Origin of the sequence: Streptomyces sp. SCUT-3 (assembly GCF_014083985.1) — a bacterium.
GTDB classification, from domain to species: domain Bacteria; phylum Actinomycetota; class Actinomycetes; order Streptomycetales; family Streptomycetaceae; genus Streptomyces_H; species Streptomyces_H thermolineatus.
Genome location: NZ_CP046907.1, coordinates 316,798 through 343,506, shown reverse-complemented (window position 1 = coordinate 343,506; position 26,709 = coordinate 316,798). Strand labels below are relative to the sequence as shown.

The window sequence follows — 26,709 nt, the reverse complement described above, 5'->3', positions numbered from 1 at the left end:
CAATGTCTCTTCGGGAGGTCGTCCATGCCCATGTCCGTCGCAACCCCCTCGCCCGCCGGCCGTGTCTGGTTCGTCACCGGGGCGAGCCGGGGCCTGGGCCGGGCCTTCGCGGAGGCCGCGCTCGCCGCCGGCGACCGCGTGGCCGCCGCGGCCCGCACCGCCGGCGCCCTGGAAGCACTGGCCGCCGAACACGGCGACCGCCTGCTCGCCCTCCCGCTGGACGTCACCGACCGCGCGGCGGTGCACGCCGCCGTCGACGAGGCGGTGCGGCACTTCGGCCGGCTCGACGTCGTCGTGAACAACGCCGGCTTCCTCGCCATGGGAATGGTCGAGGAGTTCACCGAGGCCGAGGCCCGCGCCCAGATGGAGACCAACTTCTTCGGCGCCCTGTGGGTCGCCCAGGCCGTGCTGCCCCACCTGCGCGCCCGCAGGTCCGGGCACATCCTGCAGATCTCCAGCATCGGCGCGCTGGCCGGCTTCCCCCTCACCGGGATGTACAGCGCGAGCAAGGCCGCCCTGGAGGGGATGAGCGAGGCCCTCGCCGCGGAGGCCGCGGGCTTCGGCGTCCGGCTCACCGTCGTCGAACCCGGCGGCTACTGGACGGACCTGTACACCACGGGACTGGCCGCCACCGAGCCGATGGAGGAGTACGCGCCGCTGCGGGCCGAACTGGAGAAGCAGTTCGCCGAGGGGTCGTCGGACAGCATGCCGCACCTCGCCGCCGAGGCCGTCATGAAGCTCGTCGACAGCGAGGACCCGCCGCTGCGGCTGCTGCTCGGCGGCACCGCCTACGACCTCGCCCTCGACGTCTCGCGCAGGCGCGCGGCCACCTGGGCGGCGTGGGAGGAGGTCAGCCGCGCCGCCGAGCACGCGGTCGAGGCCCCCGAGGGGTACGGCTCGTGAGCACGGGCCGCCGGCCGCCCGGGCGGTGGCCCGGCACTGCGGCGGCACTTCCCGCGGGGCTCACGCCGTGGCAGCGGACGGGTGCCGGGGTCACGAGGACAGTGCGGCCCGCTCCGACTCGGCCAGCAGCACGCAGAACTCGTTGCCCTCCGGGTCGGCGAGAACGACCCAGCCCCAGCCGTCGGGCTTGCGGCGGTCGGCGACCAGGGTGGCGCCCAGTTCCAGCAGCCGCTGGACCTCCGCGTCCCGCGAGGTGTCGGGGCGCAGGCACAGATGGAGCCTGTTCTTGACCGACTTGGGCTCCGGGACCTGGTTGAAGTACAGGGCCGGGCCGCCGGGCAGCATGATCTCGGTCTCCTCGCTGCCCGGCCCGTCCTCGGGGTCGAGCGGATGCCCGGTCACCTCGGCCCAGAACTGCGCCAGTCGGTAGGCGTCCGCACAGTCGATCGCTATGTTCGTCACCGTTGAGGCCATGCGCGCGATCATGCCCCCGGCGGGACCCCGCCCGCCACCGGAATACGGAGGCGCCCGTCGGGATGCGGGCGGTCTCCCCGCCGCCCGCCTCGGCCCGCGCCCCCGCGTCGGCCCCGGCCGGCCGTGTGCCAACCCCGCCCGCCCCACCGCGTGACCGGACCGACCGAAACCCCGCCCCGACCTGCCCGGACACGGCCTGCCCGGACACGGCCTTCTGCGGCACGCTTCAGACGGTGCCGGCGTGCGGGGCTGCGGGGTCGGACACGGTCAGGGCACGGAGGTGGTCGGCGGCTTCGAACCGGCGGGGGTTGTTCAGCCGGCTGAGGCCGGCGTGGGCGGCGGTCAGGGTTTCGCGGGCTTCCTCGATCCGGTCGAGGCGGCGCAGGGCGATGCCGAGGTCGAGGCGGGCCGTCTCGCTCCAGGCGGGCATCCGGGCTGCTTCGAAGCGGGCGACGGCGTGGCGCAGCGGGGCTTCGGCCTCGTTCCAGCGGTGGAGTGCGGCGAGGTCGTTGCCGATGTGCTGCCGGGCCGACGCCAGGTAGAGGCCGAGGAGTTCGTGCGGCTGTCCGGGGAGGTCCTCCCGGCACAGGGCTTCGCTGCGCCGGTGGACGGCGAGGGCCGCGGCAGCCCGGCCGCTCCGGCGCAGGTGCCGGCCGAGGGTGTTGAGGACGGACAGCTCGGCGAAGCGGCCTTGTGTGTCGTTCTCCCCGCTGAGGCAGTCGGCGGCCCGGTGGAGATGGGCGATGGCCTCGTCGGTGCGCCCGAGCCCGATGAGCGCCGTTGCCGCGTAGTTGAGGGCCCAGCCGGTCTGGAGCCGGTCGTCGACGGCGCGTGCCACGTCCAGGGCGGTCCGGGCGGTGGCCAGGGCGGTGGTGTGGTCGTGGAGGCACGAGCTGTGTGCCCACGACAGGTAGTTGAGGTGCACGGCCTCGTCGCGTCCGCTGCCCAGGGCGCGGGCGGATTCGACGCCCTGCTGGAAGACCTCGGCCCACAGTTCCCAGTGCAGGACGCGGTCGGAGAACCAGTGCATCGCCTCGGCGGTGTCGAGGACCTGCTGGTGCCGGCCGGCGGCCCGGGCCCGGTGGAGTGCTGCGAGCCACTGGGCCCGTTCGGCCTCCAGCCAGGCGTGGGCCTGTTCGTGGCCGGTGGGCGCGGTGGCCGGGTCGGGGTCGCCGTCGGGGTTGTCGGCCTGGTGGTCGGGGTTGAAGAGCTGTGCTGCCGCGGTGGCGCGGCGCAGCATCCAGGCGTCGGTGCGGGCGTGGGCGAGGGCGATGTCGGCCGGCGTGTCCTCTTCGGCGGCCTGTTCGGTGGCGAACAGGCGGAGGAGGTCGTGGAAGCGGTAGCGGTCGGAGGCGGGGTGGGGCTGGAGGAGGCCTGCGTCGGTGAGGTTCTGCAGGCAGCGGGCGGCCCGGCGCGGGGGCAGGCCGGCCAGGAGGGCGGCGGTCTCGGGGCCGAAGTCGGGCCCCGGGGCGAGGGCGGCGCGGCGGAAGACGGTTCGGGTGTCTTCGTCCAGTTGCCGGTAGGACAGGGCGAAGGCGGCCCGGACCTGGAGGGAGCCGGCCCGCAGGGTGTCGAGGCGGTCGTCCTGGGCGGCGAGCCGGGTTGCGAGTTTGGCGATGCTCTCGCCCGGGCGGGAGGCGAGGCGCTGCGCGGCGATGCGGACGGCCAGGGGCAGGTGCCCGCACAGGTCCGCGAGGTCACGGGCGGCCTGTGCCTCGCGCAGGACGCGCTCGGGCCCGATGATCCGGGTCAGCAGTTCGACGGCTTCTTCGCGGCGCAGCAGTGCGAGTTCGGTGCGGTGGACGGCTTCGAGGCCGGCCAGGGCGTGGCGGCTGGTGACCAGGGTCAGCGAGGGGCCGCGGCCGGGCAGCAGGGGGCGGACCTGGTCCTCGTCGGCGGCGTTGTCGAGGAGGAGCAGCACGCGCCGCTCGCGCAGGACGGAGCGCAGCAGGCCGGCGCGGTCCTCGGTGCCGGCGGGGACCGCGTTCTCGGGGATTCCCGAGGAGCGCAGCAGCCGGGCGAGCGCGTCGCGTGGGGAGACGGGACGGGGGTCCATGCCGCGGAGGTCGAGGGCGAACTGCCCGTCGGGGAAGTGCGGGGCGAGCGTGTGGGCGGCGTGCACGGCGAAGCTGGTCTTGCCCAGCCCCGGCTGCCCGCAGATCACTGCGACCGGCGGACAGGCCGGGTCGATGTCTTCCACCAGGGCGAGGAGCCGGTCGAGGGCCGCGCCGCGCGCAGTGAAGTCACTCAGGTCACGGGGGAGGGCGAGCGTGTGGTGCACGGCCGCCCGTGGGGACTGCGTCTTCGGGGCGGTGGCGCCGGAAGCGCCGACGGGCCCGGCGGCCGGGCGTGCGGCCCTCACGCCGGCCGGGCGGGGGCGGCCCAGACTCGCGAGGCGCTCCAACTCCCGGGCGGCCGCGGGGTCCAGGCGCAGGGCGGCGGCCAAGGCCTGCACGGTCCGGCGCTGCGGACCGCGGGAACGGCCCCGTTCCATGTCCGACAGCCCGCGCACGCTCACCCCCGCGGTCTGCGCCAGCTCCTCCTGACTCAGCCCCGCGCCGGTGCGTAACGCGCGCAGGTGCGCGCCGAAGCCGCCACCGGCCGGTGTCCCGGTGTCCATCTGTGCGCCCCCCGATCGACGTGGCCCCGGCAGGAACGGCGAAACCGTCCGGCAGAAGTATGCCCGGCTCTGATTCTGCCGGGGAGAATTCCTGTTCTGCCTTCGTTCCGTCGGGTTGGCTCGAGGCGCGGACGAGGAACCGGGGCCACCGGCGTCCGAGAAGCCGTCATTCCTCTCTCCGCGGAGCCCCCGCACCAGCACGTGGGCCCGCGCCGACCACCTCAGGGAAGCCACAGATGAATCCGATCTCCGTCGTACGCCGCGCGGGCAGACGCCTGGGCGCTCTGTTACTGGCCCTCCTCGCCACCTGCGCCCTGGTGTCCGTCGGCACCGTGCCGGCCCATGCCGAGACCAGTCGGCGGTACACCGTCATCGACTGGCACATGGAGGGCTACGACGCCGGTGACGGCGGCAGCGCGGGCGCGGACCGTGCGGTCCGGTACCGGGACATGATCGCGCAGCTCCGTGCCGCCTCGGGCCACCAGATGGCCGGGGCCGGCGGCGGCGACATGCTCGACACCCCGACGCGGACGAACACGAACCGCGTCATCGAAGTCCGCGTCTGGACCAACGAGTACGGCAGCCCCGCCCAGTCCCACGTGAGGCTGTACTTCAGCGTGGACAACCTGTACCTCCTCGGCTTCACCAACCGCGGTCACAACTGGAGGTTCTCGGACGCCGACCTCCCGCTGGCGCGCGAGATCCAGAACCACTACGGACACACGAACCCGCCGCTCTTCACGAGCATCTACCGGGGGAACTACGGCACCCTGGACCCCAACGAGGTTCGCGGCGCCTTCCACTACAACGCCCTGACCATGCAGATGAGCATGGACTCCCTGAGCCACTTCTCCTACGAGAACCGGTACCACTACCGCAGCACCCTGGCCTACTTCATCGGTGCCACCGCCGAAGCCGCCCGTTTCGGCTGGATCGAACACCGCATCGCCGCTTCCATCAACGTGGGACACGACACGACCGACCCGAACAACCCGGACTACCTGGGCAACTTCGGAGTCGAACTGCAGACCGCGTGGGACGACCTGTCCCGCCTCGCCCACCGGACCGTGAACGGCGGAAGCTCCGCTCCCGTGACGGTCGACAGGCGGACGTACACCAACATCACGCAGATCCGTCACGGAATCGGCCGCCCGCGGATCGCCCCCTTCCTCGCGCTCCACGGCAGCCGCTGACCCCGGCACGACCGCTGCGGAGAACCCGCCGCGGCGTCGAACGGTCCACGGCGGCGGACCACGACACCGTGGTCCGCCGCCCGGGCTGGTTCGGAGACCCCGCCCGGGCGGTGCGAGGGGCCGGGCCGAGGCGCACGGTCCCCCCGCTGAACTCCTCGACCGCGGTACGGACACGGTCCGGAGGAAGGCCGTCCGCCGGGAGGTGGATCTGCAGGGCGCTGCCCCGGTCGGCCGCGACGCGGGCCATGATGCGGGCGCGGAGGAGGCCGCCCGCGCGCACGTGGCGCTCCGGGTCCCGCGGCAGCACGTACAGGTAGTCGTAGCCCCTGAACCGGCCGATCCACACGCGGTCGATCTCCGACCACGGCACGAGGACCTGACCCCGGTCCCAGGCGAAGGCCTTCAGGCGGACGCCGTCCGCGGTGAACGCGGGGTCGTCGCCCCGCATCGCGGCCGCGGCCCCCACGGAGGCGAGCAGGAAGGCCAGGGCGAGCGCGCCCGCGGTTCTACCGCCGGGCAGGCCCGACGCCTTCAGCAGCAGTGCGAGAGCCCCGCACCCCCCGCAGATCCCGAGGAACGCCATCAGCATCCGCCGGGGCAGTGCTCCCCGCGGAATCCTCAACTCGATCAACGGCACGTCGCCCACGTCGTCCCCCTCCGCCGTCCGGCACCGGCGAACTCTAGAGCGTCCCGCCCGTCCCTGCCCAGACGGTGCGGCCGGGATCCCCCTGCCGGACGCCCTCTGAGAGGATCGCCGTCACGGAGGTGGACGCGATGACAGCGGCGGACGGGGCGGGCGGCACGGTGGCGGGCTGCGGCACGGCGGCGGACGGCGGCACGGAGGAGGTGCGGGCGTTCTGGCGGCGGCTGGGACTGCCCGGCCTGATCGACGTGCACACCCACTTCATGCCGGAACGGGTCCTGGCCAAGGTCTGGGACTACTTCGACGCCGCGGGCCCCCTCGTCGGGCGCACCTGGCCCATCACCTACCGGGCCGCGGAGGAGGAGCGGGTCGAGATCCTGCGCGGCTTCGGCGTCCGGGTCTTCACCTCCATGCTCTACCCCCACAAGCCGGCCATGGCAGCCTGGCTGAACTCCTGGGCCGCGGACTTCGCCGCCCGCACGCCCGACTGCCTGCACACCGCCACCTTCTTCCCCGAGGAGGGCGCCGCCGGGTACGTGCGGACGGCCCTCGACGACGGGGCGCGCGTCTTCAAGGCCCACCTCCAGGTCGGCGGCTACGACCCCAACGACGCGCTCCTCGACCCCGTCTGGGGCCTGCTGGCCGAGGCCGGCGTGCCGGTCGTCACCCACTGCGGCTCCGGCCCCGTGCCGGGGCGGCACACCGGGCCAGGCCCCGTGCGCCGGCTGACGGCCCGCCACCCCCGGCTGCGCCTGGTCGTCGCCCACATGGGGATGCCCGAGTACACCGACTTCCTCGACCTGGCCGACCGCCACCCCGGCGTCCACCTGGACACCACGATGGCCTTCACCGACTTCACCGAGGCGGCCGCCCCCTTCCCCCGGGACGCCCTGCACCGCCTGGCGGACCTTGGGGACCGCATCCTGCTCGGCACCGACTTCCCCAACATCCCCTACCCCTACGCCCACGCCCTGGACTCCCTCGCCCGCCTCGGCCTCGGCGACGACTGGCTGCGGGCGGTCTGCCACGACAACGCGGCCCGGCTCCTTGCCGCGGGCCCGGCCGGGGACGGCCCCGCCCCCGCGGGGACCGCGGCCGCGAAACCCCCGGCCCCCGCTCCGCGCCGTCCCCCGGGAGGGTGACGATCCGGCGGGCGGCTCGTTGTCCCGTCGACGCTGCCGCTCGACACCACAAGGGGGAACGACCGTGGGACGGACGGGAAGACGACGGGAACGGCGCCCGGCGACGGAGCGCACGACCAGCACGAGCGAGGAGGCGCTGTTCGGCGGCCCGCTGCGCTACGACACCCGGTGGGCCCGGCACGAACAGGCCTTCCTCCGACTGGGCCTGGTGACGGTGGCCCGCCGGCTGCCCGCGATGGTGCGCGGCGCGGTGCGCCTGGCCTGGCGGGCCGACCGCAACGCCCTGCTGCTCGTCGGCGCGGCCGAGCTGGGCCGCGGGGTCACGCAGGCCGTCGGACTGCTGGCCGCCAACGAGGTGCTGCGGGCGCTGTTCGCCGCGGGCCCGATCGCCGAACGGCTGCACACCGCACTGCCCGCACTGGTCCTGGCCACCGCCGCGTCGGTGGCCACCACGCTGCTGGCCTGCGCGTCGGTGGCCGGCACGGGCCGGGTCGAGCCGAAGGTGGAACGGCTGGCCACCGAGCAGTACCTCGAGTGCGCCACCCGGGTGGAACTGGGCGCCGTGGAGGACGCCGAGTTCCACCGCCTCCTGGACGGCGCCCAGTTCGGGGCCGCGTCCTGCCGGTACATGGTGGGCCACTGCGTCTCCACCCTCAACGGCCTGATCGCCTTCGTCGCCGCCGCCGGAGTGCTGGGCGTGCTGCACCCGGTGCTGCTGCCCCTGCTGGTCCTGATCGCCCTGCCGCGCACCTGGGGCGCGCTGCGGGTGGCCCGGCAGCGGTACGTCAGCACCCACACGTGGATGGAGCACACCCGCGCCGCCCGCCTCCTGGGGCACCTGCTGACCGAGCGGACCGCGGCCCAGGAGGTGCGGGTGCACGCGGTGGGGCGGTTCCTGCTCGGCCACTACCGCACGATGTCGGAGACCGCGGAGACCGAGCAGACCCGCCTGGCCCGGCACCGGGCGGCCACCGAGCTGGCCGCGGCCGCGATGGCCGGCGCGGCGTCCCTGGCCACCTACGGCGCCCTGGCCGCGCTCCTGCTGGCCGGGGCCATGGAGATCTCCGTGGCCGGCACCGCCGTACTGGCGATCAGGACCGGCTCGTCGAGCCTGGCCGCGCTGGTCCAGCACGTCAACCGCCTGTACGAGGAGAGCCTGTTCGTGGGCGACCTGGACCGGCTGATCGCCGAGGCCGGCCGGCGGACGATCCCCGAGGGCGGGCACCCCCTGCCCGAGCGTCCCCGGCACGTCCGCTTCGAGAACGTCACCTTCACCTATCCCGGCAGCGACCGCCCCGCGCTGCGGGAGGTCGACCTGACCGTCGAGACGGGGAAGGTGGTCGCGCTGGTCGGGGAGAACGGCTCCGGCAAGTCCACCCTGGCCAAGCTCCTCGCCGGGCTCTACCGCCCCGACTCCGGCCGCGTCCTGTGGGACGGGGTGGACGCGGCCGAGGCCGACCGCGACGACCTGTTCTCCCGCGTCGCCCTGGTCACCCAGGACTTCCAGCGCTGGCCCTTCACCGCCGAGTCCAACGTCGTCATCGGCCTGCCCTCCCGCCCCGGCGACCGCGAACGCCTGGAGGAGTCCGCCGCCTACTCCGGCGTGGACGAGGTCCTGCCCACCCTCCCCAAGGGCTGGCGCACCCTCCTGGCCCGGCAGTTCCGCGGCGGCCACGAACTCTCCGGCGGGCAGTGGCAGCGGTTCGGCATCGCCCGCGCCCACTACCGCTCCGCCCCCGTCCTGATCTGCGACGAGCCCACCAGCGCACTGGACCCCCGCGCGGAGATCGAGACCTTCGACCGGATCCGGGGGCTGGCCGGCACCGGGAGGACCGTGGTCCTGGTCACCCACCGGCTCGCCTCCGTCCAGCACGCGGACACCATCTGCGTCCTGCGCCGGGGCCGCCTGGTCGAACAGGGCACCCACCGGGAGCTGATGGCGCTCCCGGGCGGCCTGTACCGGGAGCTGTTCCGCATGCAGGCGGACCAGTACGCCGAACCGGGAACGCACGCCGGACCGGGAACCGGGGCCGCGGACAGGGGCGCCGAGACCCCGGCGGTCCCGTCTCCCGCGGCCTCCCCGGAGACTCCGGTCCCGGTTGCGGGCGACGGCCCCCAGCCCGGGGCCGGCGGGGGAGTCGGCGCCCCGGCGCCGTAGCCGTCCGGGCCGTCCGGGCCGTCCGGGTCCCCGGTGCCGGGCGGCCCGGCGTCGGGCCCCCGGTGTCAGGCGGCCGGGGCGTCGGTGTCGAACAGGTCCAGCAGGGAGTCCTCGTCGAGGGTGCCGGGCCCCCGGGAGGCGGACAGGGACTGCTCGGCCCACACGGTCTTGCCCCCGGGCGTGTAGCGGGCGCCCCAGTCCTGGGAGAACCGGGCCACCAGGAACAGGCCCCTGCCGCCCTCCTCGGTGGTGCCCGCGCGGCGTATCCGCGGCGAGCTGCTGCTGGTGTCGGAGACCTCGCAGATCAGCGTCGTGTCGCGCAGCAGGCGCAGCCGGACCGGCCCGTCCCCGCCGTAGCGCACGGCGTTGGTGACCAGCTCGCTGACCACGAGCTCGGTGCTGTCCTCCAGGTACGGCAGGTCCCAGTCCCGCAGCTGCCGGGCGACCAGGGCGCGGGACGTGCGGACCACGGCCGGGTCCGAGGGGAGTTCCCACGCCGCCACCTTCTCGTCGGCCAGGGCGCGGGGGCGGGCCACGAGCAGCGCGATGTCGTCGCGCTGCTCCTCGCGCGCCTCCTCGGGCAGCAGCTCGCCGATCGTGCTGTCGCACAGGGCGTCCAGGGAGGGGGCGGGCCGCCCGAGGGCGTCCAGCAGCCGCTCCTCCCGGTCCACCGCGTACCGGTCCCTGGCCCGGGTGAGGCCGTTGGTGTACAGGGCCAGCAGGCTGCCGCCGGGGAGTTCGGCCTCGAACGCCTCGTAGGGCATCAGCCCGCCCAGGCCCAGCGGCGGCCCGGCGGGCACGTCCAGCAGGTACGGGCGCCCGCCGCCGGGAGGGATCACGGCGGGCGGCGGGTGCCCGGCGCGGGCCGCGGTGCAGCGCCGCGACACCGGGTCGTGGACGAGGTACAGGCAGGTGGCCCCGACGGCCGCGTCCTCCCCGTCGTCGCCGGCGGGCCGGCGGCTGACCAGGCTGTCCAGGTGGGCCAGTACCTCCTCGGGAGGCAGGTCGAGGTCGGCCAGGGTGTGCACGGCGGTGCGCAGCCGCCCCATGGTGGCGGTCGCGTGCACGCCGTGGCCCGCCACGTCCCCGACCACCAGGGCGACCCGCGTCCCCGGCAGCGGGATCACGTCGAACCAGTCGCCGCCGACGCCGCAGGCCCCGCGGGCCGGCAGGTAGCGGCTCGCCACCTCCACCCCGCTCAGCCGGGGCAGGCAGGTCGGCAGCAGGCTGCGCTGGAGGGCGAGGGCGGTCTCCCGCTCGTGGGTGAACCGGCGGGCACTGTCGACCGCCACCGCCGCGCGGGCGCCCAGCTCGCCGCCCAGGGCGAGGTCGTCCTCCTCGAACGGCCGGTCCTTGCCCCGCCGGTAGAAGACCGCCACGCCCAGCACCGTGCCGCGTGCCCGCAGCGGCACGGCCAGACAGGAGTGGAGGCCCTCGCCGAGGAGCGCGACGGGCCGCCCGAGCGGGTTCGGGGTCGTGCCGGGGATGTGCAGCGCGGAGTCCGGGACGGGCTGCCCGGCGGCCAGGCACCGGGCCTGCGGGCTGCCGGAGGGGAGGCGGAAGACCTGCCCGACGCCGCAGGCCGCCGCGGCCTCCGGGGCCCCCTCGGCGCCGGCCGCGCTGCGCCGCACCGCCCCCCGGACGGCGGTCCCCCCGGGCGGGGGCTCCTCCCCCTGCTCCACCCCCTGCATCAGGTCGACCACGGCGACGTCCGCGAACCGCGGGACGGCGACCTCGGTCAGTTCCTCCGCGGTGCGCCGCACGTCCAGGGTGGTGCCGATGCGCAGCCCGGCCTCGTTGAGCAGGGACAGCCGCCTGCGTGCCTCCAGGGCGAGCCTGCCCGCGCGGGACTCCCCGACGATGAGCAGCCACCTGTCCGCCCCGTTCTCCGCCCTGTCCGCCCGGTCCGCCCCGCTCTCCGCGGCCGGGGCACCGGTGCGCGCGTCCGTCCCCGCGGCGGCCTCCTCCTCCGGCCCTGCCCCCACCGCTGCCGCCGGGACGCCGGCCGGAGTCAGCAGGGGCACCTGCGGGCCGCCCCCGGGCGGGGAGGCCAGGGGCACGGAGCGCGGGCCGCCCCGGTCCCGGAAGCCGACCTCGACGGTGGCGCCCTCGACCTCGCCGTGCCGCAGCGGGCGGCGGCGGAGCACGGCCGTCCGGCCGCCGGGCAGAGGCACGTCGAGCAGGGCGGTCCGCCCGGCGGAGAGCAGTTCGGCCGCCTTCTCCAGCAGCAGGGAGTGCTCGGCCGCGCTGACGGGGCGCTCCCCGGCCGCACCGGGCAGCAGCCGGCCCGTGCCCAGGTCCAGCACGGTGTGGCCGCTCCGCGTCCGTGAGCGCAGGAAATCCTCGACCAGGGCGCGTTCGCGCTGCGTGCTCAGCTCCAGCAGTCGGCGTTCGATGCGCCCGGTGGCCTCGTGGAGGGCGAGCGCCATCCGGTGGTCGGCGAGACGGGACGGGACGGAGAGGTTGACCGCTCCCTCCAGCCCTCCGCCGATCGGGTTGCGGACCGGTGAGGCCATGCAGGTCAGGACCTGCAGGCCGTGGACGAAGTGCTCCTCGCCGACGACGGTGAACGGCTCCTGGGTGCTCAGCACCATGCTGACGCTGCTGGTGCCCATGAACTGCTCGTCGCTGCTCGCGCCGAGCACCAGCCCCGCGGCGTCCATCAGCTCCAGCGCCCCCGGAGCGCCCACCCGGTACACGATCCTCGCCCGGGAGTCGGCGAGCACCACGGTGACCGGGGCCCCGCGGAAATGCCCGTACAGCCACTCCAGGGCGGGCCTTGAGGCCCGGATCAGACGGGTGTCGGGGTCGAGGTCGGACTCGGTGGGGATGACCGGGGCGTCCTGGTCGATCCCGAGCAGCCGGGAACGCCGCCACGAGGCGAGGATCTCCTCGCGCACCTCGCCGCCGGCCGGGGACTCGCCGTGGCGGAAGAACCGCTCGCGAGCCCTGGCCGTTACCGGGAGCCGGCCCCGCAGGGGGCCCGTCTGCCTCTGGTGCCTCATCGCGTCCGGACTCCTTCCCGCGCACGAACGGGTGAATCACCCCTGTCGTCATGAAATGTCGGCCACTGGGCAAGAGCGCCGGGAGCCCTGCGGTCGGCGGGGCGCGGCAGAAGCCGGACGGGACCGGGAAGACCGGTACGGCAAAGGGGTGAGAGCCATGGCCACGGGTGAGACCGGATTCAGCGACGTCGCCTACGACCTGGTGTCCGTGCAGTACCACGCGCTGAAGGCGGGGCACGACTACGGCCAGTACGTGCGCGACGCGGAGAACGCGGGCAAGCAGGAGATCGCGGAGTTCTTCCGCAGCGTGATGGAGGAGGACTCCCGGCGGGCGGCCCAGTGCCACCGCTTCCTGGTCGAGCTCTCCCACAGCGGGGACGCCGGCCCGGCCGCGGACTGACCGGGACGGGCAGGGGCGGAGGCCGGCACCGGTCACCGGTGCCGGCCTCCGCCCCTGCGCCGCCCCGGGCAAGGCTCCGGGAAGGCCGGGTGCGCCCCTACTGCTCCCGGCCGAGCGGGGACAGGCGCAACCGGGCCTCCATCTCCTGGTCGCCCGGGACCGATCCCAGGTCCTCCACGGAGAACACCCGCGCCAGCGCCTCGCGCACCCGGTCGACGGGCGGCTTGCTGCCGAACAGGTCGACGACGACGGGGCAGTCCAGCCGCTCGGGGGGAGTCGCGGCCCTGCCGGGAAACCGCACGTCGAACGACATCGACCACACCGTCGGGCGCTCGGGGTCGGGGCGCGCGACGGGAGTGCCGTGCGTGTGCGGGTCGAGGGGGAGGGGGAAGGCCGCCTCCAGGGTGTCGAACACGGCGTCCGCGTCCTGCTGCGTGCAGCCGACGAGGTGGACGCCGACATGGGCCGAACTCTGCTGGGTGGTCATCGCCGGTGCTCCTTGCGCTCGCCGGGGGGGCGGTGGGCACCGGTGCCCACCGCCCGGTTTCTCCTGCTTCCCACCGGATGACCGCCCGGGGCTCTTCGAAACCGGTTCGGCGCCACGACCTCCGGGCCCGGTCGCTCCGCCGGGGGGTGGGCGGCGGGGCGCGGTGGGCGTCAGGCGGTCCGCGGGAAGTCCTTGCGCTTGATCTTGGCGCGGCGCCCGTCGGGATGGTGGAAGACGATCCCTTCGGCCAGGTGCCCCGGGGCGTACCGGCTCTCGAGTTCGGCGAGGAAGTCCCTCAGCCCCGTGTAGCTGCGCGGCACGTCCCGGTAGGCCGGGACCTCGAGGTTGAACGGCACGCACAGGTGGTCGTCCAGCGCCAGCGGGTTGCCCTGGATCCGCGGGCCGAGCGCCTCGCAGGGGTGCTCGCCGTCCGGCCACCCGGAGACGTCGGTGTTGCGGGCGGCGGCGAGGATCCACTTGTCCTCGGCCGCCTGCTCGTCCGTGTCGACGTACCAGCCGTCGACGATGCCCTGCAGCTTCTGCGACTTGCTGGGGTTGCGGCGCTTCTCCACCCGTACGAGCAGGCCGGAGCGGACGGTGATCCGGACGTTCGTGCCGTCGAGCTTCTCGGTCGGGGTACCTTCGCCCTCGAAGACCCACGCGCATTCGGCGCGGGGCCGGTCGACGACCCGGAAGCGGCTGTCCCGTTCGAACAGCGTGGGGATCTTCTCCATGACCTGCCTGCCCTTCCGGACCTGTCGTACGAGCTCTTCCACGTCGATCACCCCGGCCGCCAGCCCGCCCGCCAGGGAACGCACCAGATCGGCGACCGACACCTCCGCCTCGACCGCGACGTGCTTGAGGGCCTTCTTCTCCTCGGGGGAGACCCACGCCACCAGCCGGGACCAGCCCTCCGGCGGCGTCCAGCGGGCCAGCTTCTCGGGGTCCTTGCGGGGGCGTCCCCGCCCTCTTGTCTCGGACACGGCAGGAACCTAGGAGGAGGATGACGTGTTGTCAATTGGCAAAACAGAAAATGCCGCCCGCTCCCCGCCCGGCCCCGGCCCGCCGCCGTGCACCCCGCGGACACCTTCCGTCCCCCCGGCTGCATCCCGCCCTCCGCCCACCGGCTACGATCACCGCTCACATTTCTTCTCCAGGGGGGACCCGAGTGAGATCAGTGCGCCGGTTCATACCGGCCGCCGGCCTCGTGCTGGCACTCGTCGGCGGCGGCGTGTTCGCCGCGGCCTCGCAGGCGTCCGAGACCGAGCCCGCCTTCAAGGTGCCCGAGGGGTTCACGGTCGCGGACCCGCAGGAGACCGCGGAGGTCACTCCGCAGATCGTCGGCGGCACCTCCGCCTCCTTCAGCAGCGCGCCGTGGATGGTCCAGCTGCTGTTCGACTGGAACCGCGACGGGCAGTACTACTTCACCTGCGGCGGCACGCTCGTGGCGCCCAACAAGGTGCTCACCGCCGCCCACTGCCTGCACGACGGCAACGGCAACCGGCAGGACTGGGGCCGTTACGGCCTGGTGCTCGGCGGAACCGGCAAGCTCCTCGGCGGCGCGGACAACAGCGCCGGGACGGCCGTCGACGTCACCCGCAGCTGGGTGCGCTCCGGATACGACGACGCGACGATCGTCAACGACATCGCCGTGCTGACGCTGGCCAAGCCGCTGCCCTACGCCACGCTGCCCGTGGCCGACAGCGCGGACGCGGCCCTGTACACGCCCGGCACCGCCGCCACCACCTACGGGTGGGGCATGACCAGCGCCGACAGTGAGACCGGGAAGCTGTCCCCGACGCTGCTCAAGGCGTCGATGCCGATCAACGCCGACGCCGAGTGCGCCACCGCCCTGGACGGCATCCTGGGCGAGGGCACCTTCCGGCCCGGCGCCATGCTGTGCGCGGGCGAGCCGGGCACCGGCAGCGACGCGACCGGCATCAGCACCTGCCCCGGCGACTCCGGCGGCCCGCTGGTGGCCGGCGGGCGCGTCGTCGGCGTCGTCTCCTGGGGCGTCGGCACCCAGACCACCTCGTGCAACGTCTCCGGTTCCTACGACGTGTTCACCAAGGTGTCCAGCTACGCGTCCAAGGTGAAGCCGCGGGTGGACGACACCGACCTGACCCGCAACGGCAAGGCCGACCTGCTGGTCCGCGCCGCCACCGGCGGCAAGGCCTACCGGTACAACTCCACCGGCAGCGGCTTCTCCTCCACCCGCACCTACGTGGGCGACTTCGGCGCCTACAACATGGTGCTCCAGGCCGACATGGACCGCGACGGCCACCAGGACTTCATCCTGCGCAGCAGGTCCACCGGGGCCGTCTACTGGCGGCACCGCACGGCCACCAGCTCCACCTACACCAACACCAAGATCGCCAGTGACTGGTCGACGCGCAAGCGGATCATCACCCCCGGCGACGTCACCGGCGACCAGCTGCCCGACCTGCTGTCCGTCACCTCCGGCGGCACGCTCTACGTCTACCCGGGCAGGGGCAACGGCACCTACGGCACCCGCATCACCGCCGGGACCGGCTACGGGACCTTCAACTCCCTGCGCGGCAAGGGCGACTTCACCGGCGACGGCAGGCCCGACCTGATCGCCCGCGGCAGCGGGGGAGCGGTCTACCTGCTCAAGGGCACCGGGAAGGCGTCCGCCCCGTTCGAGCGCGGCATCCAGGTCCGCGACTGGGACTCCTACAACGCCTTCGCCGCCCCCGGCGACGTCACCGGCGACGGCCGGGCCGACTTCGTGGCCCGCACCTCCGGCGGCACGCTCTACCTGTACCCGGGGACGGGCAAGGCCTCCAGCGGGATCTTCGCCGACCGGGTGAAGATCGGCACCGGCTGGAACCAGTACAACATCTTCGCCTGAGCGGCACCGCGGCTCCCGCCCTCCCCGAGCGGAGGGCGGGAGCCGCGGTGTTCTCCGGCCCCGGCCGGGCGGGTCCGGGCAACGGTCCTTTTCCGCAACGGCCCCTCAGCAGCTGAGGTTGCCGCCCGGAGTGGTGCCCAGGATCTGCGTGAACCGCTGGTAGGAGTCGATCCGGCTCTGCACCTGGGCCGGATTCCTCCCGTCGCACTCCAGGGCGCCGTTGATGCTGCGTATCGTCTCCCCGAACCCGTGGCCGCCGACCATGGCGTCGTGCGGGGTCATCCGGCCCGGGCCGCGCTGGGTGTTCCAGTACCACAGGGCGGTCTTCCAGGCCACGGCCGAGTCCCGTTCCACCAGGTACGGGTCGCGCAGCAGGTCGAGGCCGAGCGCGTCACCCGCCGCCTTGTAGTTGAAGTTCCAGCTCAGCTGGATCGGTCCGCGGCCGTAGTAGGCGGCCTGCCCGGCGGGGCAGCCGTAGGGCAGGCTGTTGTCGCAGTAGTGCGGGTAGTTGTCCCGGTTCTGCTCGACGACGTGGACCAGCCCGCCCGTCTCGTGGTTGACGTTGGCGAGGAAGGCCGCGGCCTCCTGCTTCCTGACGGTGTCGCTGCCGGTGTTCGTGAAGCCGGGGTACGCGTTCAGCGCCGCGGTCAGGCCGCTGTAGGTGTAGAAGGCGCTCCGGTTCGGGAACATCTGCTCGAACTGCGCCTCGCTGACGACGAACCCCGAGGGATCGGGGTCGGGGTCGGGGTCGGGGGACGTGGTCCCGCAGGCTCCCCGGTCCGCCCACACGCCGGAGGACCCGCCGGGCGTCTCGTTCTGCGTCCACCACTTCGCCGACCAGTTGCGGCCGCCGTGCGAGACGGTCGCGCCGCCCTGGTAGGCGGTGGCGGAACTCCACGCCGCCGCGCAGTCCGCCGCGGCGGCGGAGGGCAGGGGCAGGAAGACCGTCAGTGCACTCGCCACGGCCACGGCGGCGGTCACGGCGGCGGCAGAGGCCGCCATGCGCTTCCCTGACATCCGATCAGCTCCTTCGTGCGGTGGGGGTCGCACGGGGCACTCAACCGGATTGGTATGTACCAGTCAAGGGTCGGAGCCCGACCCGGAGTCAGGAACCGTGTTCAAGGAGTGTCCGGGCCGGGGCCGGGGTTGCGGCCGGATCCGGGACATCGGTGGCCGCGGTGCCGCCGACGGGCCCCCGTCACGGCCGACGGCGGACGGAAGTTCCCGACGGCCGACCGATGCGGCGCCCGGGCTACGAACTGCGGCGCGCGGCTCGTCGCTTGAGCGCGCGCCGCTCGTCCTCGTCGGTGCCGCCCCACACTCCCGACTCCTGGCTGTGCGTCATGGCCCACTCCAGGCAGGGATCCTTGGCCGGACAGCTCCGGCAGACCTTCTTGGCCCGCTCGGTCTGCAGCAGGGCGGATCCGGAGCTGCCCACGGGGAAGAACAGCTCGGGGTCCTCGGTACGGCAGGCGGCGTGGTCGCGCCAGTTCATCACTCGGTCCTCCGTTCGCGGTCGTGCCGGACCGGCGATGCGCGGCCCGGAGGGCTTCTGGGAATGTCGCGTACCCGAACGCCCCGGCACAATGCGCCTTTCGGGTGACCTGTGCGCTTTGAGGCACCTTCTTTACCGGTCGGAGCGTCAACTGTCCTCTCTAACGGCGGAGTTGGGCTGTGGGTAAAGAAGACCGCCCCGGCCGGTGGGGCCGGGGCGGTACGTCCGTCAGGGCAACCGGGTCACCCGCTCCGCGGGTTCGCGGGAGCGGCGCCGCCCGCCTCCCCGCCGTCCCCTCCCGCGTCCCCACCCACGGGCCCGGCGTCCTGACGGAACGCCAGCCGTCCGTCCTCGGTGTCGATCCGCAGGCGGCTGTGCGGCTTCAGCTCCCCGCCCAGCAGCATCCTGGAGAGCCGGTTGTCGACCTCGCGCTGGATGGTGCGGCGCAGGGGGCGGGCGCCGTACTCGGGCTGGTAGCCGCGGTGGGCGATCCAGTCGACGGCCTCCGGGGTGAAGACGACGTCCACGTCCTGGGCGTGCAGCCGCCGCCGGGTCTCGTCCAGCAGCAGGTCGGTGATCCGCCGCAGCTGCTCGTCGGTGAGCCGGCGGAAGATCACGACCTCGTCGATGCGGTTGAGGAACTCCGGGCGGAAGTGCTCGCGCAGCGGGCGCAGCACCCGTTCCCGGCGCGCCTCCTCGTCGGCCTCCTCGCCGACCGAGCCGAACCCGAGCGTCCCGGCGCGTCCGGTGATCGCCTCCGAGCCGAGGTTGCTGGTCATCACGATCACGGTGTTGGTGAAGTCGACGGTGCGGCCCTGGGAGTCGGTCAGCCGCCCGTCGTCGAGGACCTGCAGCAGGATGTTGAAGACGTCCGGGTGCGCCTTCTCCACCTCGTCCAGCAGCAGCAGCGAGTACGGGTGGCGGCGCACCGCCTCGGTGAACTGCCCGGCCTCCTCGTGCCCGACGTACCCGGGGGGAGCGCCGACCAGCCGGCTGACGGTGTGCCGCTCCTGGTACTCGCTCATGTCGAGGCGGACCATGCGGTCCTCGCTGCCGAAGAGCGCCTCCGCCAGCGCCCGGGCCAGTTCGGTCTTGCCGACGCCGGTCGGCCCCAGGAACAGGAAGGAACCGATCGGGCGGTCGGGGCTGGCCAGGCCGGCCCTCGACCGCAGCACCGCGTCGGCCACGGCCGTGACCGCCTCCTCCTGGCCGACGACCCGGTGGTGCAGGTGCTCCTCCAGGCCGAGCAGGCGGTCCTTCTCCTCCTGGGTGAGGCTGCTGACGGGGATCCCGGTCTGCCGGGAGACGATGTCGGCGATGTCCTCGACGGTGACCTCGGCGACCCGGCCGCCGCCGCCCTGCGGCCTGCGGCTCCCCTCCTCGATCTGCTTCTCCACCTCGGCGATGCGGTCGCGCAGCCGGGTGGCGCCCTCGTAGTCCTCGGCCGCCACGGCCTGCGCCTTGTCCCGGGCCAGCTGCTCGACCTCCTGCTCCAGGGCGCGCACGTCGGTGCCCTTGGTCGACGAGCGCAGCCGGACCCGGGCGCCGGCCTGGTCCATCAGGTCGATCGCCTTGTCGGGCAGGTAGCGGTCGGTCAGGTAGCGGTCGGACAGCTCCACGGCGGCCAGCAGCGCCTCGTCGGTGTAGCGGACCTGGTGGTGCGCCTCGTACCGGTCGCGCAGCCCCCGCAGGATCTCCACGGCGTCGCCGGGCGTGGGCTCGGGCACCATGATCGGCTGGAAGCGGCGGGCCAGCGCCGCGTCCTTCTCGATGTAGCGGCGGTGCTCCTCGAGCGTGGTGGCGCCGATGACGTGCAGCTCGCCGCGGGCCAGGGCCGGCTTGAGCATGTTGCTCGCGTCCATCGGGCCGCCCTCACTGCCGCCGCCGGCCCCCACCACGGTGTGCAGCTCGTCGATGAAGACGATCAGCTCCTCGGAGTGGGCGCGGATCTCGTCCATCAGCCCCGTCATCCGCTCCTCGAAGTCCCCGCGGTAGCGGGTGCCGGCGACCATGCCGGACAGGTCGAGCTGGATCAGGGACCGGCCCAGCAGCGGGTCGGGGACGTCGCCGTCGGCGATGCGCTGCGCCAGGCCCTCCACCACGGCGGTCTTGCCGACCCCTGCCTCGCCGATGAGCACCGGGTTGTTCTTGCCCCGCCGGGCGAGGACCTCGATCGTCTGCTCGATCTGCTCCTCGCGGCCGATCACCGGGTCGATGCGGCCCTGGCGGGCCTGGTCGGTCAGGTCGCGGCCGAACTTGTCCAGGTTGGGGGTGTTGCGGCCGCTCGGGCCGGGCTGCTGCTCGGCGCCCGGCGCGGCGGCCGGGGTCCCGCCGGAGGCGGGGGCCGGGCGCGGGCCGAAGTGGGCCGCGTTGAGGATCTGCCCCGCCGCCGAGTCCCGGTTGGCCGCGAGCGCCGTCAGCACGTGCTCGGGGCCGATGTAGGAGGCGCCGGAGGACCGGGCGATGTCGTGGGCGTCGAGCAGGGCCCGCTTGACGGCCGGCGTCACGGCGATGGAGCTGCGCGGGGGCCCTTCACCGGCCTGCCGGTCGATCTCGGCGGCGATCGTGTCGGGGTCGGCCCCGGCCCGGGAGACCATCGAGCGGGTCGGCTCGGCGGCGAGCGCGGCCCGCAGCAGGTGCTCGGTGTCGAGGTCGGCGCTGCCGTGCTGGGCGGCGTACGAGGCCGCGTCGGAGAAGAGCTGCCGGGCCGGCGCGCTCATCAGCCGGCTGAAGTCGAGGTACCGCGGGCCGGGCCGCTGTCCCGACGGCGTGGAGCCGAAGAAGCGTGCGAGGAAGTCTCCGAGCGGGTCCCGACCGTAGTCCTCGGGGCCCCTGTAACCGCTGGTCATGGGCATCCGTTCCGCCCGCCCGGCCCGGCCGGGCAGTGCTCTCGTACGTGGTGGGGTGCAGCTTGTGGGCGCGGCTTCCCCGGCCGGGCGCTCCCACACCTGCCGGCCCGGGCGCGCCCGGGCCGACAGGGCGCACGGCCCGGCGGAACGTCCACGGGACCGGCGTCCACGGGACCGGTGTCCACGGGGGCCGCTGCTGCGCCGGTCGGGCGACCCTCACCCGACCTTCACCCAGTCGAGGGTGCGCTCCACGGCCCTCCTCCAGCCCGCGTACCCCTCCTCGCGCTGCTCCTCGCTCCACTGCGGCTCCCAGCGCTTGGACTCCTGCCAGTGGGAGCGCAGCTCGTCGGTGTCCTGCCAGAAGCCGGTGGCCAGTCCGGCCGCGTAGGCGGCGCCCAGCGCGGTGGTCTCGGCCACGACCGGGCGGCTGACCGGAACGCCCAGGACGTCCGCCTGGATCTGCATGCACAGGTCGTTGGCGGTCACCCCGCCGTCCACCTTCAGCACGTCCAGGCGCACCCCGGAGTCCTGCTCCATGGCGTCCACCACGTCGCGGCTCTGGTAGCAGATGGCCTCCAGCGCGGCCCGCGCCAGGTGGCCGTCCGTGTGGTAGCGGGCCAGGCCCACGATCGCGCCGCGGGCGTCGGAGCGCCAGTAGGGGGCGAACAGGCCGGAGAAGGCCGGCACGAAGTAGATGCCGCCGCTGTCCTCGACGGTGCGGGCCAGCCACTCGCTCTCGGCGGCGTGCTTGATGATCTTCAGCTGGTCGCGCAGCCACTGCACGGCCGACCCCGTGACGGCGATCGAGCCCTCCAGGGCGTAGACCGCCGGCTCGTCGCCGAACCGGTACGCCACCGTGGTCAGCAGCCCGTGCTGCGAGCGCACGAGCTCGGTGCCGGTGTTGAGGACCAGGAAGTTGCCGGTGCCGTAGGTGTTCTTCGCCTCCCCGGGCAGGAAGCACACCTGGCCCACGGTCGCCGCGTGCTGGTCGCCGAGCACCCCGGTGACCGGCACGGCGGTGCGCAGCGGCCGGGAGGTGCGGGTGCGCCCGAACGCCTCCGGGTGCGAGGAGGAGTGGATGCGCGGCAGCATCGTGCGCGGGACGCCGAAGATCTCCAGCAGTTCGTCGTCCCAGTCCAGGGTCTCCAGGTTCATCAGCATGGTGCGGCTGGCGTTGGTCACGTCGGTGGCGTGGACGCCGCCGTCCGGGCCGCCGGTGAGGTTCCACAGGACCCAGCTGTCGGTGTTGCCGAACACCGCGTGCCCCTGCTCGGCCGCCTGCCGCAGCCCGTCGACGTTCTCCAGCAGCCACTTCAGCTTGCCGCCGGAGAAGTACGTGGCCGGCGGCAGCCCCGCCTTCCGGCGGATCACCTCGCCGTGCCCGTCGCGTTCCAGGGCGGCCGCGATGGAGTCGGTGCGGGTGTCCTGCCAGACGATCGCGTTGTAGTACGGGCGGCCGGTGCGCGGGTCCCACACCACCGTCGTCTCGCGCTGGTTGGTGATGCCGATCGCGGCCAGGTCGGAGGCGTCCAGGCCGGAGGTCCGCACGGCGTTCTGCATCACGTTGTTGGTGCGCTCCCAGATCTCCACCGGGTCGTGCTCGACCCATCCCGGGCGCGGCAGGATCTGGGCGTGCTCCAGCTGGTGCCTGGCCACCTCGTTGCCGTCGTGGTCGAAGATCATGAAGCGGCTGCTGGTGGTCCCCTGGTCAACCGCGCCGACGAATTCCGGCATCTCTTCCGCCTCTCGTCCTCAACTCGTACGGGCAGCCCCGGCCCGGGTCACTCGTCCGGCGTCGGGGTGCGGCCCACCTCCTGCGGCCCGGCCGCCGGGAGGAACCTGCTGACCAGCACCTTGTACACGAGTCCGCCGACCAGTCCGCCGACGAACGGGCCGACGATGGGCACCCAGAAGTAGAAGTTCCCGTACTGGTCCCGCCAGGCCCCGCCGTAGCCGGTGAGGAAGCTGGCGAGCCGGGGGCCGAAGTCGCGGGCGGGGTTGATCGCGTACCCGGCGTTGGTGCCGAAGGCCATGCCGATCGCCACCACGATCAGGCCGATGACGAACGGGCCGAGGTTGGCCTGCGGCGGGGTGTTGAGCATGTCGGTGACCGCGAGCACCAGCATGAGCAGGATCGCGGTGCCGATCACCTGGTCGCGCAGGGCGCCCCACTCGGTGACCGGGATGGACGTGGCCCCGTTACCGGGGAGCGTGGAGAACACGATCTGGGTCTTGGTGGTGTGCCCGGGGTCCGCCGCGGCCAGCGCCTCGGTGTAGTTCCAGCGCACCAGCAGCGCCGCCACGAACGCCCCGGCCGTCTGCGCCACGGTGTACGGGAGCACCTTGCGCCACGGGAAGCCCTTGAACGCGGCCAGGGTGAGAGTGACCGCCGGGTTGATGTGGGCGCCGCTCAGGCGCGCCGCGACGTACACGCCGAAGGTCACGCCCAGCCCCCACGCCCAGGCGATGGAGTCGTGGTTCCCCAGCCCCCCGTCGGTCAGTGCGCCGCCGGCGACGACCTGCGCCACCACGCCGCAGCCGAAGAGGATGAGGACCATGGTGCCGGCGAACTCCGAAGCCAGTTCGCCGATCAGCCCCGACCTGTGCTCGTTGCCGGATGTCTCGGCTTTCTCGGCCATGAGTCACCCACCTTCCGATGGGGTCGCGGCCCGTGCCCGCCCCGCGTCCTGCCCGTCCCACGGAAGGTGCCGTGCGAACGGTGTCGTGCGAACGGTGCGGGGCACGGCCGACTGAGGGTTGGGGTCGTTGGGGCAGGGCCGCCCGGCCCGGGGCCGGGACCGTCCGGGCCCGGTCCGCGGATCAGGTTTCCCGCTGGGCGGTCTGCTGGCCGGTGACCAGGGCCCAGATGATGAAGATGTTGAGCGCCATCAGCACCGTTGCCCACACCGGGGTGTAGGGCAGCCACAGGAAGTCGGCGATCGCGGCCAGACCCGCCAGGGCGACACCGGTGTACACGGCCCAGGTGGCCCCGCTGAACAGGGCGAAACCGACGACGGCGACGAAGACGCCGAGGATCACGTGGGCCCAGCCCCAGCCGGTGAGGTTGAAGGCGTAGACGTAGTTCGCCGTCTCGCCGCTGGTGACGAACACCGAGTCGTTGGAGATCGCCGCGATGCCCGCGAGCAGGTGCATGAGGCCGCCGATGACCATCACGGTCGCGGCGAACGCGACCCGCCCGCCGGTGACCCCGCCGGTCGTGGCGGTCCTGGACGCGGCACCGGCACGAGCTCCGGCTCCGCTGACATGACTGGCCATGTCGTTCTCCTAGGGGGTGAGGAGGACCGGCCGCCGTCCGGCTCTCGCCCGGACGGCGGTACCGCACCTCCACCGTGGCACAGGTGGGCATACCCGGCATCCCGCGCAACCGCGCTGCCCCCGGACGCCCCCGGACGCAGTCGGGGCCGCGTGTCCCCTTGCGGGCGGGAGCCCGCAACGCGGCCGGAGCCCTCGCGCGGTGGCCGGGAGGGAGTCGTGTGCGTCGGCCGGTGTCACCGGGAGAGCGGCCGGCCCTCCGACGGGCCTTCCGACGGGCCTTCCGACGGGCCCTCCGGTTGGTCCTCCGACGGGTCCTCCTGCCGGTCCGGGCCGTCCCAGGAGATCTCGTAGTACTTCACCCGCTCGTCCTCCGCGACCAGTCGCATGCCGGCCGCGGCCATGACGCGCTGGGAGGCGGCATTGCCGTGGTCGGCGTCCCCCCGCAGACGGCTGACACCGAGCTCCCGGGCCAGGTGCAGCAGTGCGCGCAGGGCTTCGGAGGCGTACCCCCTGCCACGGGCGGAGGGGACCAGGCTGTAGCCGATCGCGACGACGCCGTCCTCGTCCGGGGGACCGAGGAAGTCCACACCGCCGACGGCGCACCCGTCCTCGCGGAGGCGGATCTCGTAGGTGCCGAACGGCCGGGGGTCGCCGGTCTCCGTGCAGGCCCTCAGCAGGCGCCCGGCTCCCGACACGTCGCCCTCGGCGGGGTATCCGGGGGCCCACCGGTCGCCGTCGCCCGGTCGCCCCGCCACCACCCGCTCGGCCTCCGCTGGGCTGATCGGGTGAAGCACGAGCCGTGCCGTCATCACGTCGTCCATGCGGGTCGAGTATCACGCGGGGCGGCCGGACCGCACCCGGATTACCCGCGCCGGCGCCCTGACCGGCCGGGGACGGACGGAACCGGCCGCGGGCGGGTACGGGTGCGTGACCCGACCGCGCCGACGGCGGGCGGAACTGCACGTCGTCCACCTCGAAAGATGGGTGTCGGGCCCGATGGCCGGAGCCCGGGCGGCCGACAACGATGGGAGAAGGGCAGGACGCGCGGGGGCCGGAGCGCGGCCCGCAGCCCGGCCCGCGACAGCGACGCGCCGGCCGGGGCGCCCTGCCCTCCGTGCACCTGACGCCGTCTGTCGTGGCGGTCGTTCCCCCGCCGGTGCCGCGTCGGCCGCCGACGCCGCACCGGCCGGCCGCCGGACGAGGAGGAGAACGTGACCCGCGGAAAAGCAGCCACCGCCCGGACGGGCGCGGACACCTGCCGCCCCTCGGAGGAGGAGGGTGAGCCGTGGGCCGGTCCGACGAAGAGTCGCTGGCGGGGCTGGAGGACCTCGTGCGACGGGAGGACCCCCGGTTCACCCGCGCCCTGGCGGACGGCCGCCCGTGCAGCCCGCGCGAGTACCGGCGCGGGCCGGCCTGGTCCGTGCTGGCGCTCGCCGTCGCGGTGCTGCTGCCCGGCCTCGTCGTCGGGCAGGGCCTGCTCGTCGCACTGGGCCTGGTCCTGGCAGGGGCCGCCGGGCACCTGTTCGACCCTCATCGCGACCACCCGCGGTGCAGGGCTTCCCGGAGCCGCCGGTGAAGCGGCCGGCCGGACCACCGGGCCGCCCGGGGGAGCGGCCCGGTGAGGTTGGAGGACCTCTACCTGGTACTGCTCGTGGGCGGCGCCGTGCTGCTGGTCAGCATCGCCGCCGCCCGCGCCGCCCACCGGATCGGACTGCCCAGCCTGCTGCTGTTCCTGGCCGTCGGAGTGGTCCTGGGCGAGGACGTGATCGGCCTGCAGTTCGACGACGCCCGGATGGCGCAGGCCCTGGGCACGGCCGCCCTCGGCGTCATCCTCGTCGAGGGCGGCCTGAGCACCCGGTGGAGCGACGTCAGACGGCTGCTGCTGCCCGCCGGGATCCTCGCCACCGCGGGCGTGGGCATCTCCGTGACGGTCACCGCGGCCGGTGCGCACTGGCTGCTGGGCATGGACTGGAACCTGGCGCTGCTGCTCGGCGCGATCGTCTCCTCCACCGACGCCGCCGCGGTGTTCGCCGTGCTGCGGTCACTGCCCCTGCCGCAGAAGGTCACCGGTCTGCTGGAGGCCGAGTCCGGCTTCAACGACGCCCCCACCATCATCCTGGTGATGGTCTTCAGCACCGCGGCCACCGAGTCGCCCGCCCCGCTGGACATCGCGGGCAACCTCGTCTACCAACTGGCCGCGGGCGGCGCGCTCGGGCTGGTGACCGGCAGGCTGGGCGCCGTCGCGCTGCGGCACATCGCCCTGCCGGCCACGGGCCTGTACCCGCTGGCCACCGTGGGCTTCGGCATCGTCGCCTTCGCCGCCGCGGGGGCGGCCGGCGCCAGCGGCATCATCGCCGCCTACCTGGCCTCCATGGTGCTGGGCAACTCCAAGCTGCCGCACCGTGCCGCCACGCGGTCCTTCGCGGAGGGAGCCGGGTGGCTCGCCCAGATCGGGCTGTTCGTCATGCTCGGCCTGCTGGTGACCCCCGGCGAACTGCCCTCCGCGGTCGTACCGGCCCTCGTCATCGGCCTGTTCCTGCTGCTGGTGGCCCGCCCCGTCTCGGTCGCGCTCTGCCTGCTGCCCTTCCGCGTGCCCCGACGCGAACAGGCGTTCATCTCCTGGGCCGGACTGCGCGGCGCCGTGCCGATCGTGCTCGCCACCTTCCCCGTCGTGTCGGGCGTGGCCGGCGCGGACGGCCTGCTCAACATCGTGTTCGTCCTGGTGGTCGCCTTCACCCTGCTCCAGGGGCCCACCCTGCCCGCCGCCGCCCGGCGCCTCGGCCTGACCCGGCCCGGGGCGATGCGCGACGTCCAGGTGGAGACCGCCCCGCTGGACGTGCTCGACGCCGACCTGCTCACCGTGACCGTCCCCGCGGAATCGGGCTTGTCGGGGGTGGCGGTCTTCGAGCTGAGGCTGCCGCCGCCGACCGCCGTCACCCTGGTCGTCCGCGAGGGCGCAGCCATGGTCCCCGCCCGCGACACCGTGCTGCGCGAGGGGGACGAGCTCCTCCTGATCACCACCCCCGCGGTGCGGGAGGCCGCCGAGCGGCGGATCCGCGCGATCGGCCGGCGCGGCAGGCTCGCCCGCTGGCTCGGTGAACACGGCGACCCCGAACCCGCCGACCGCCCGGCCCCCGGCTGACGCCCCGGCGGAACCGGGGTGGCAAAACGCAGAAAATCCGTCCGTTTCGC

Annotated in this window: 21 protein-coding genes; 8 read left to right on the top strand and 13 right to left on the bottom strand. The window is 74.1% G+C overall.

Translation table 11 applies throughout. From position 1 onward, the window contains the following. Positions 1 to 30 precede the first annotated feature (30 nt). A complete protein-coding gene (locus GQS52_RS01600; protein ID WP_182311317.1) occupies positions 31 to 903 on the top strand; it encodes an SDR family NAD(P)-dependent oxidoreductase in 873 nt (290 codons plus the stop codon). Between the two features lie 90 nt (positions 904 to 993). Here the strand turns inward: GQS52_RS01600 and GQS52_RS01595 are convergent, their stop codons facing one another. Together GQS52_RS01595 and GQS52_RS01590 are read right to left on the bottom strand one after the other, a co-directional pair. Then, positions 994 to 1,377, bottom strand: coding sequence for a VOC family protein (locus GQS52_RS01595; protein WP_182311316.1), 384 nt, complete (start codon positions 1,375 to 1,377; stop codon positions 994 to 996). Between the two features lie 226 nt (positions 1,378 to 1,603). Further along, positions 1,604 to 3,997 carry a helix-turn-helix domain-containing protein gene (locus tag GQS52_RS01590; RefSeq protein WP_182311315.1) on the bottom strand — a complete coding sequence of 798 codons (2,394 nt, stop codon included), beginning with the start codon at positions 3,995 to 3,997 and terminating at the stop codon, positions 1,604 to 1,606. A gap of 236 nt (positions 3,998 to 4,233) precedes the next feature. On the opposite strand from GQS52_RS01590, the gene GQS52_RS01585 reads away from it, so the two are divergent. Continuing rightward, on the top strand, positions 4,234 to 5,190 hold the full coding sequence (locus tag GQS52_RS01585) for a ribosome-inactivating family protein (RefSeq protein ID WP_182311314.1): 957 nt from the start codon (positions 4,234 to 4,236) through the stop codon (positions 5,188 to 5,190). Here GQS52_RS01585 and GQS52_RS01580 read toward each other — a convergent pair. Continuing rightward, positions 5,120 to 5,836, bottom strand: coding sequence for a hypothetical protein (locus tag GQS52_RS01580; RefSeq protein WP_182311313.1), 717 nt, complete (start codon positions 5,834 to 5,836; stop codon positions 5,120 to 5,122). The two genes, GQS52_RS01585 and GQS52_RS01580, sit on opposite strands and share 71 nt — an antisense overlap. 128 nt (positions 5,837 to 5,964) lie before the next feature. Between GQS52_RS01580 and GQS52_RS01575 the strand changes: the two genes are divergently transcribed. Together GQS52_RS01575 and GQS52_RS01570 are read left to right on the top strand one after the other, a co-directional pair. After that, positions 5,965 to 6,975: an amidohydrolase family protein gene (locus GQS52_RS01575; protein ID WP_182316148.1), complete on the top strand. Its 1,011-nt coding sequence runs from the start codon at positions 5,965 to 5,967 to the stop codon at positions 6,973 to 6,975. Positions 6,976 to 7,039: 64 nt separating this feature from the next. Further along, positions 7,040 to 9,133, top strand: coding sequence for an ABC transporter ATP-binding protein (locus GQS52_RS01570; protein WP_259370501.1), 2,094 nt, complete (start codon positions 7,040 to 7,042; stop codon positions 9,131 to 9,133). Between the two features lie 65 nt (positions 9,134 to 9,198). Here the strand turns inward: GQS52_RS01570 and GQS52_RS01565 are convergent, their stop codons facing one another. Further along, positions 9,199 to 12,138, bottom strand: coding sequence for a SpoIIE family protein phosphatase (locus GQS52_RS01565; RefSeq protein WP_259370500.1), 2,940 nt, complete (start codon positions 12,136 to 12,138; stop codon positions 9,199 to 9,201). A 157-nt stretch (positions 12,139 to 12,295) separates the two neighbouring features. Between GQS52_RS01565 and GQS52_RS01560 the strand changes: the two genes are divergently transcribed. Next, positions 12,296 to 12,538, top strand: coding sequence for an acyl carrier protein (locus GQS52_RS01560; protein WP_182311312.1), 243 nt, complete (start codon positions 12,296 to 12,298; stop codon positions 12,536 to 12,538). Positions 12,539 to 12,635: 97 nt separating this feature from the next. On the opposite strand, the gene GQS52_RS01555 is transcribed toward GQS52_RS01560, so the two are convergent. Then, positions 12,636 to 13,025, bottom strand: coding sequence for a hypothetical protein (locus tag GQS52_RS01555; RefSeq protein ID WP_182311311.1), 390 nt, complete (start codon positions 13,023 to 13,025; stop codon positions 12,636 to 12,638). A 170-nt stretch (positions 13,026 to 13,195) separates the two neighbouring features. Beyond that, entirely contained in the window at positions 13,196 to 14,008 is an 813-nt protein-coding gene (locus GQS52_RS01550; protein WP_182311310.1) for an RNA ligase family protein, read from the bottom strand. Positions 14,009 to 14,202: 194 nt separating this feature from the next. On the opposite strand from GQS52_RS01550, the gene GQS52_RS01545 reads away from it, so the two are divergent. Continuing rightward, on the top strand, positions 14,203 to 15,897 hold the full coding sequence (locus GQS52_RS01545) for a trypsin-like serine protease (RefSeq protein WP_182311309.1): 1,695 nt from the start codon (positions 14,203 to 14,205) through the stop codon (positions 15,895 to 15,897). A gap of 105 nt (positions 15,898 to 16,002) precedes the next feature. Here the strand turns inward: GQS52_RS01545 and GQS52_RS01540 are convergent, their stop codons facing one another. The 7 genes from GQS52_RS01540 to GQS52_RS01510 all read right to left on the bottom strand — a co-directional run bounded on the left by GQS52_RS01540 (position 16,003) and on the right by GQS52_RS01510 (position 24,338). Next, entirely contained in the window at positions 16,003 to 16,899 is an 897-nt protein-coding gene (locus GQS52_RS01540; RefSeq protein WP_220472818.1) for a glycoside hydrolase family 19 protein, read from the bottom strand. A 250-nt stretch (positions 16,900 to 17,149) separates the two neighbouring features. Continuing rightward, positions 17,150 to 17,395: a WhiB family transcriptional regulator gene (locus GQS52_RS01535; RefSeq protein WP_275946448.1), complete on the bottom strand. Its 246-nt coding sequence runs from the start codon at positions 17,393 to 17,395 to the stop codon at positions 17,150 to 17,152. 239 nt (positions 17,396 to 17,634) lie between these two features. Beyond that, entirely contained in the window at positions 17,635 to 20,241 is a 2,607-nt protein-coding gene (locus tag GQS52_RS01530) for an ATP-dependent Clp protease ATP-binding subunit (protein ID WP_182311306.1), read from the bottom strand. A gap of 216 nt (positions 20,242 to 20,457) precedes the next feature. Further along, a complete protein-coding gene (glpK, locus tag GQS52_RS01525; protein WP_182311305.1) occupies positions 20,458 to 21,975 on the bottom strand; it encodes a glycerol kinase GlpK in 1,518 nt (505 codons plus the stop codon). Positions 21,976 to 22,022: 47 nt separating this feature from the next. After that, a complete protein-coding gene (locus GQS52_RS01520; protein WP_182311304.1) occupies positions 22,023 to 22,880 on the bottom strand; it encodes an MIP/aquaporin family protein in 858 nt (285 codons plus the stop codon). A gap of 181 nt (positions 22,881 to 23,061) precedes the next feature. Beyond that, entirely contained in the window at positions 23,062 to 23,517 is a 456-nt protein-coding gene (locus GQS52_RS01515; RefSeq protein ID WP_182311303.1) for a hypothetical protein, read from the bottom strand. A gap of 233 nt (positions 23,518 to 23,750) precedes the next feature. After that, a complete protein-coding gene (locus GQS52_RS01510; RefSeq protein ID WP_182311302.1) occupies positions 23,751 to 24,338 on the bottom strand; it encodes a GNAT family N-acetyltransferase in 588 nt (195 codons plus the stop codon). A gap of 464 nt (positions 24,339 to 24,802) precedes the next feature. On the opposite strand from GQS52_RS01510, the gene GQS52_RS01505 reads away from it, so the two are divergent. After that, positions 24,803 to 25,093 carry a DUF3040 domain-containing protein gene (locus GQS52_RS01505; RefSeq protein WP_182311301.1) on the top strand — a complete coding sequence of 97 codons (291 nt, stop codon included), beginning with the start codon at positions 24,803 to 24,805 and terminating at the stop codon, positions 25,091 to 25,093. Between the two features lie 42 nt (positions 25,094 to 25,135). Beyond that, a complete protein-coding gene (locus GQS52_RS01500; RefSeq protein WP_182311300.1) occupies positions 25,136 to 26,659 on the top strand; it encodes a potassium/proton antiporter in 1,524 nt (507 codons plus the stop codon). The last annotated feature ends 50 nt before the right edge of the window (positions 26,660 to 26,709 follow it).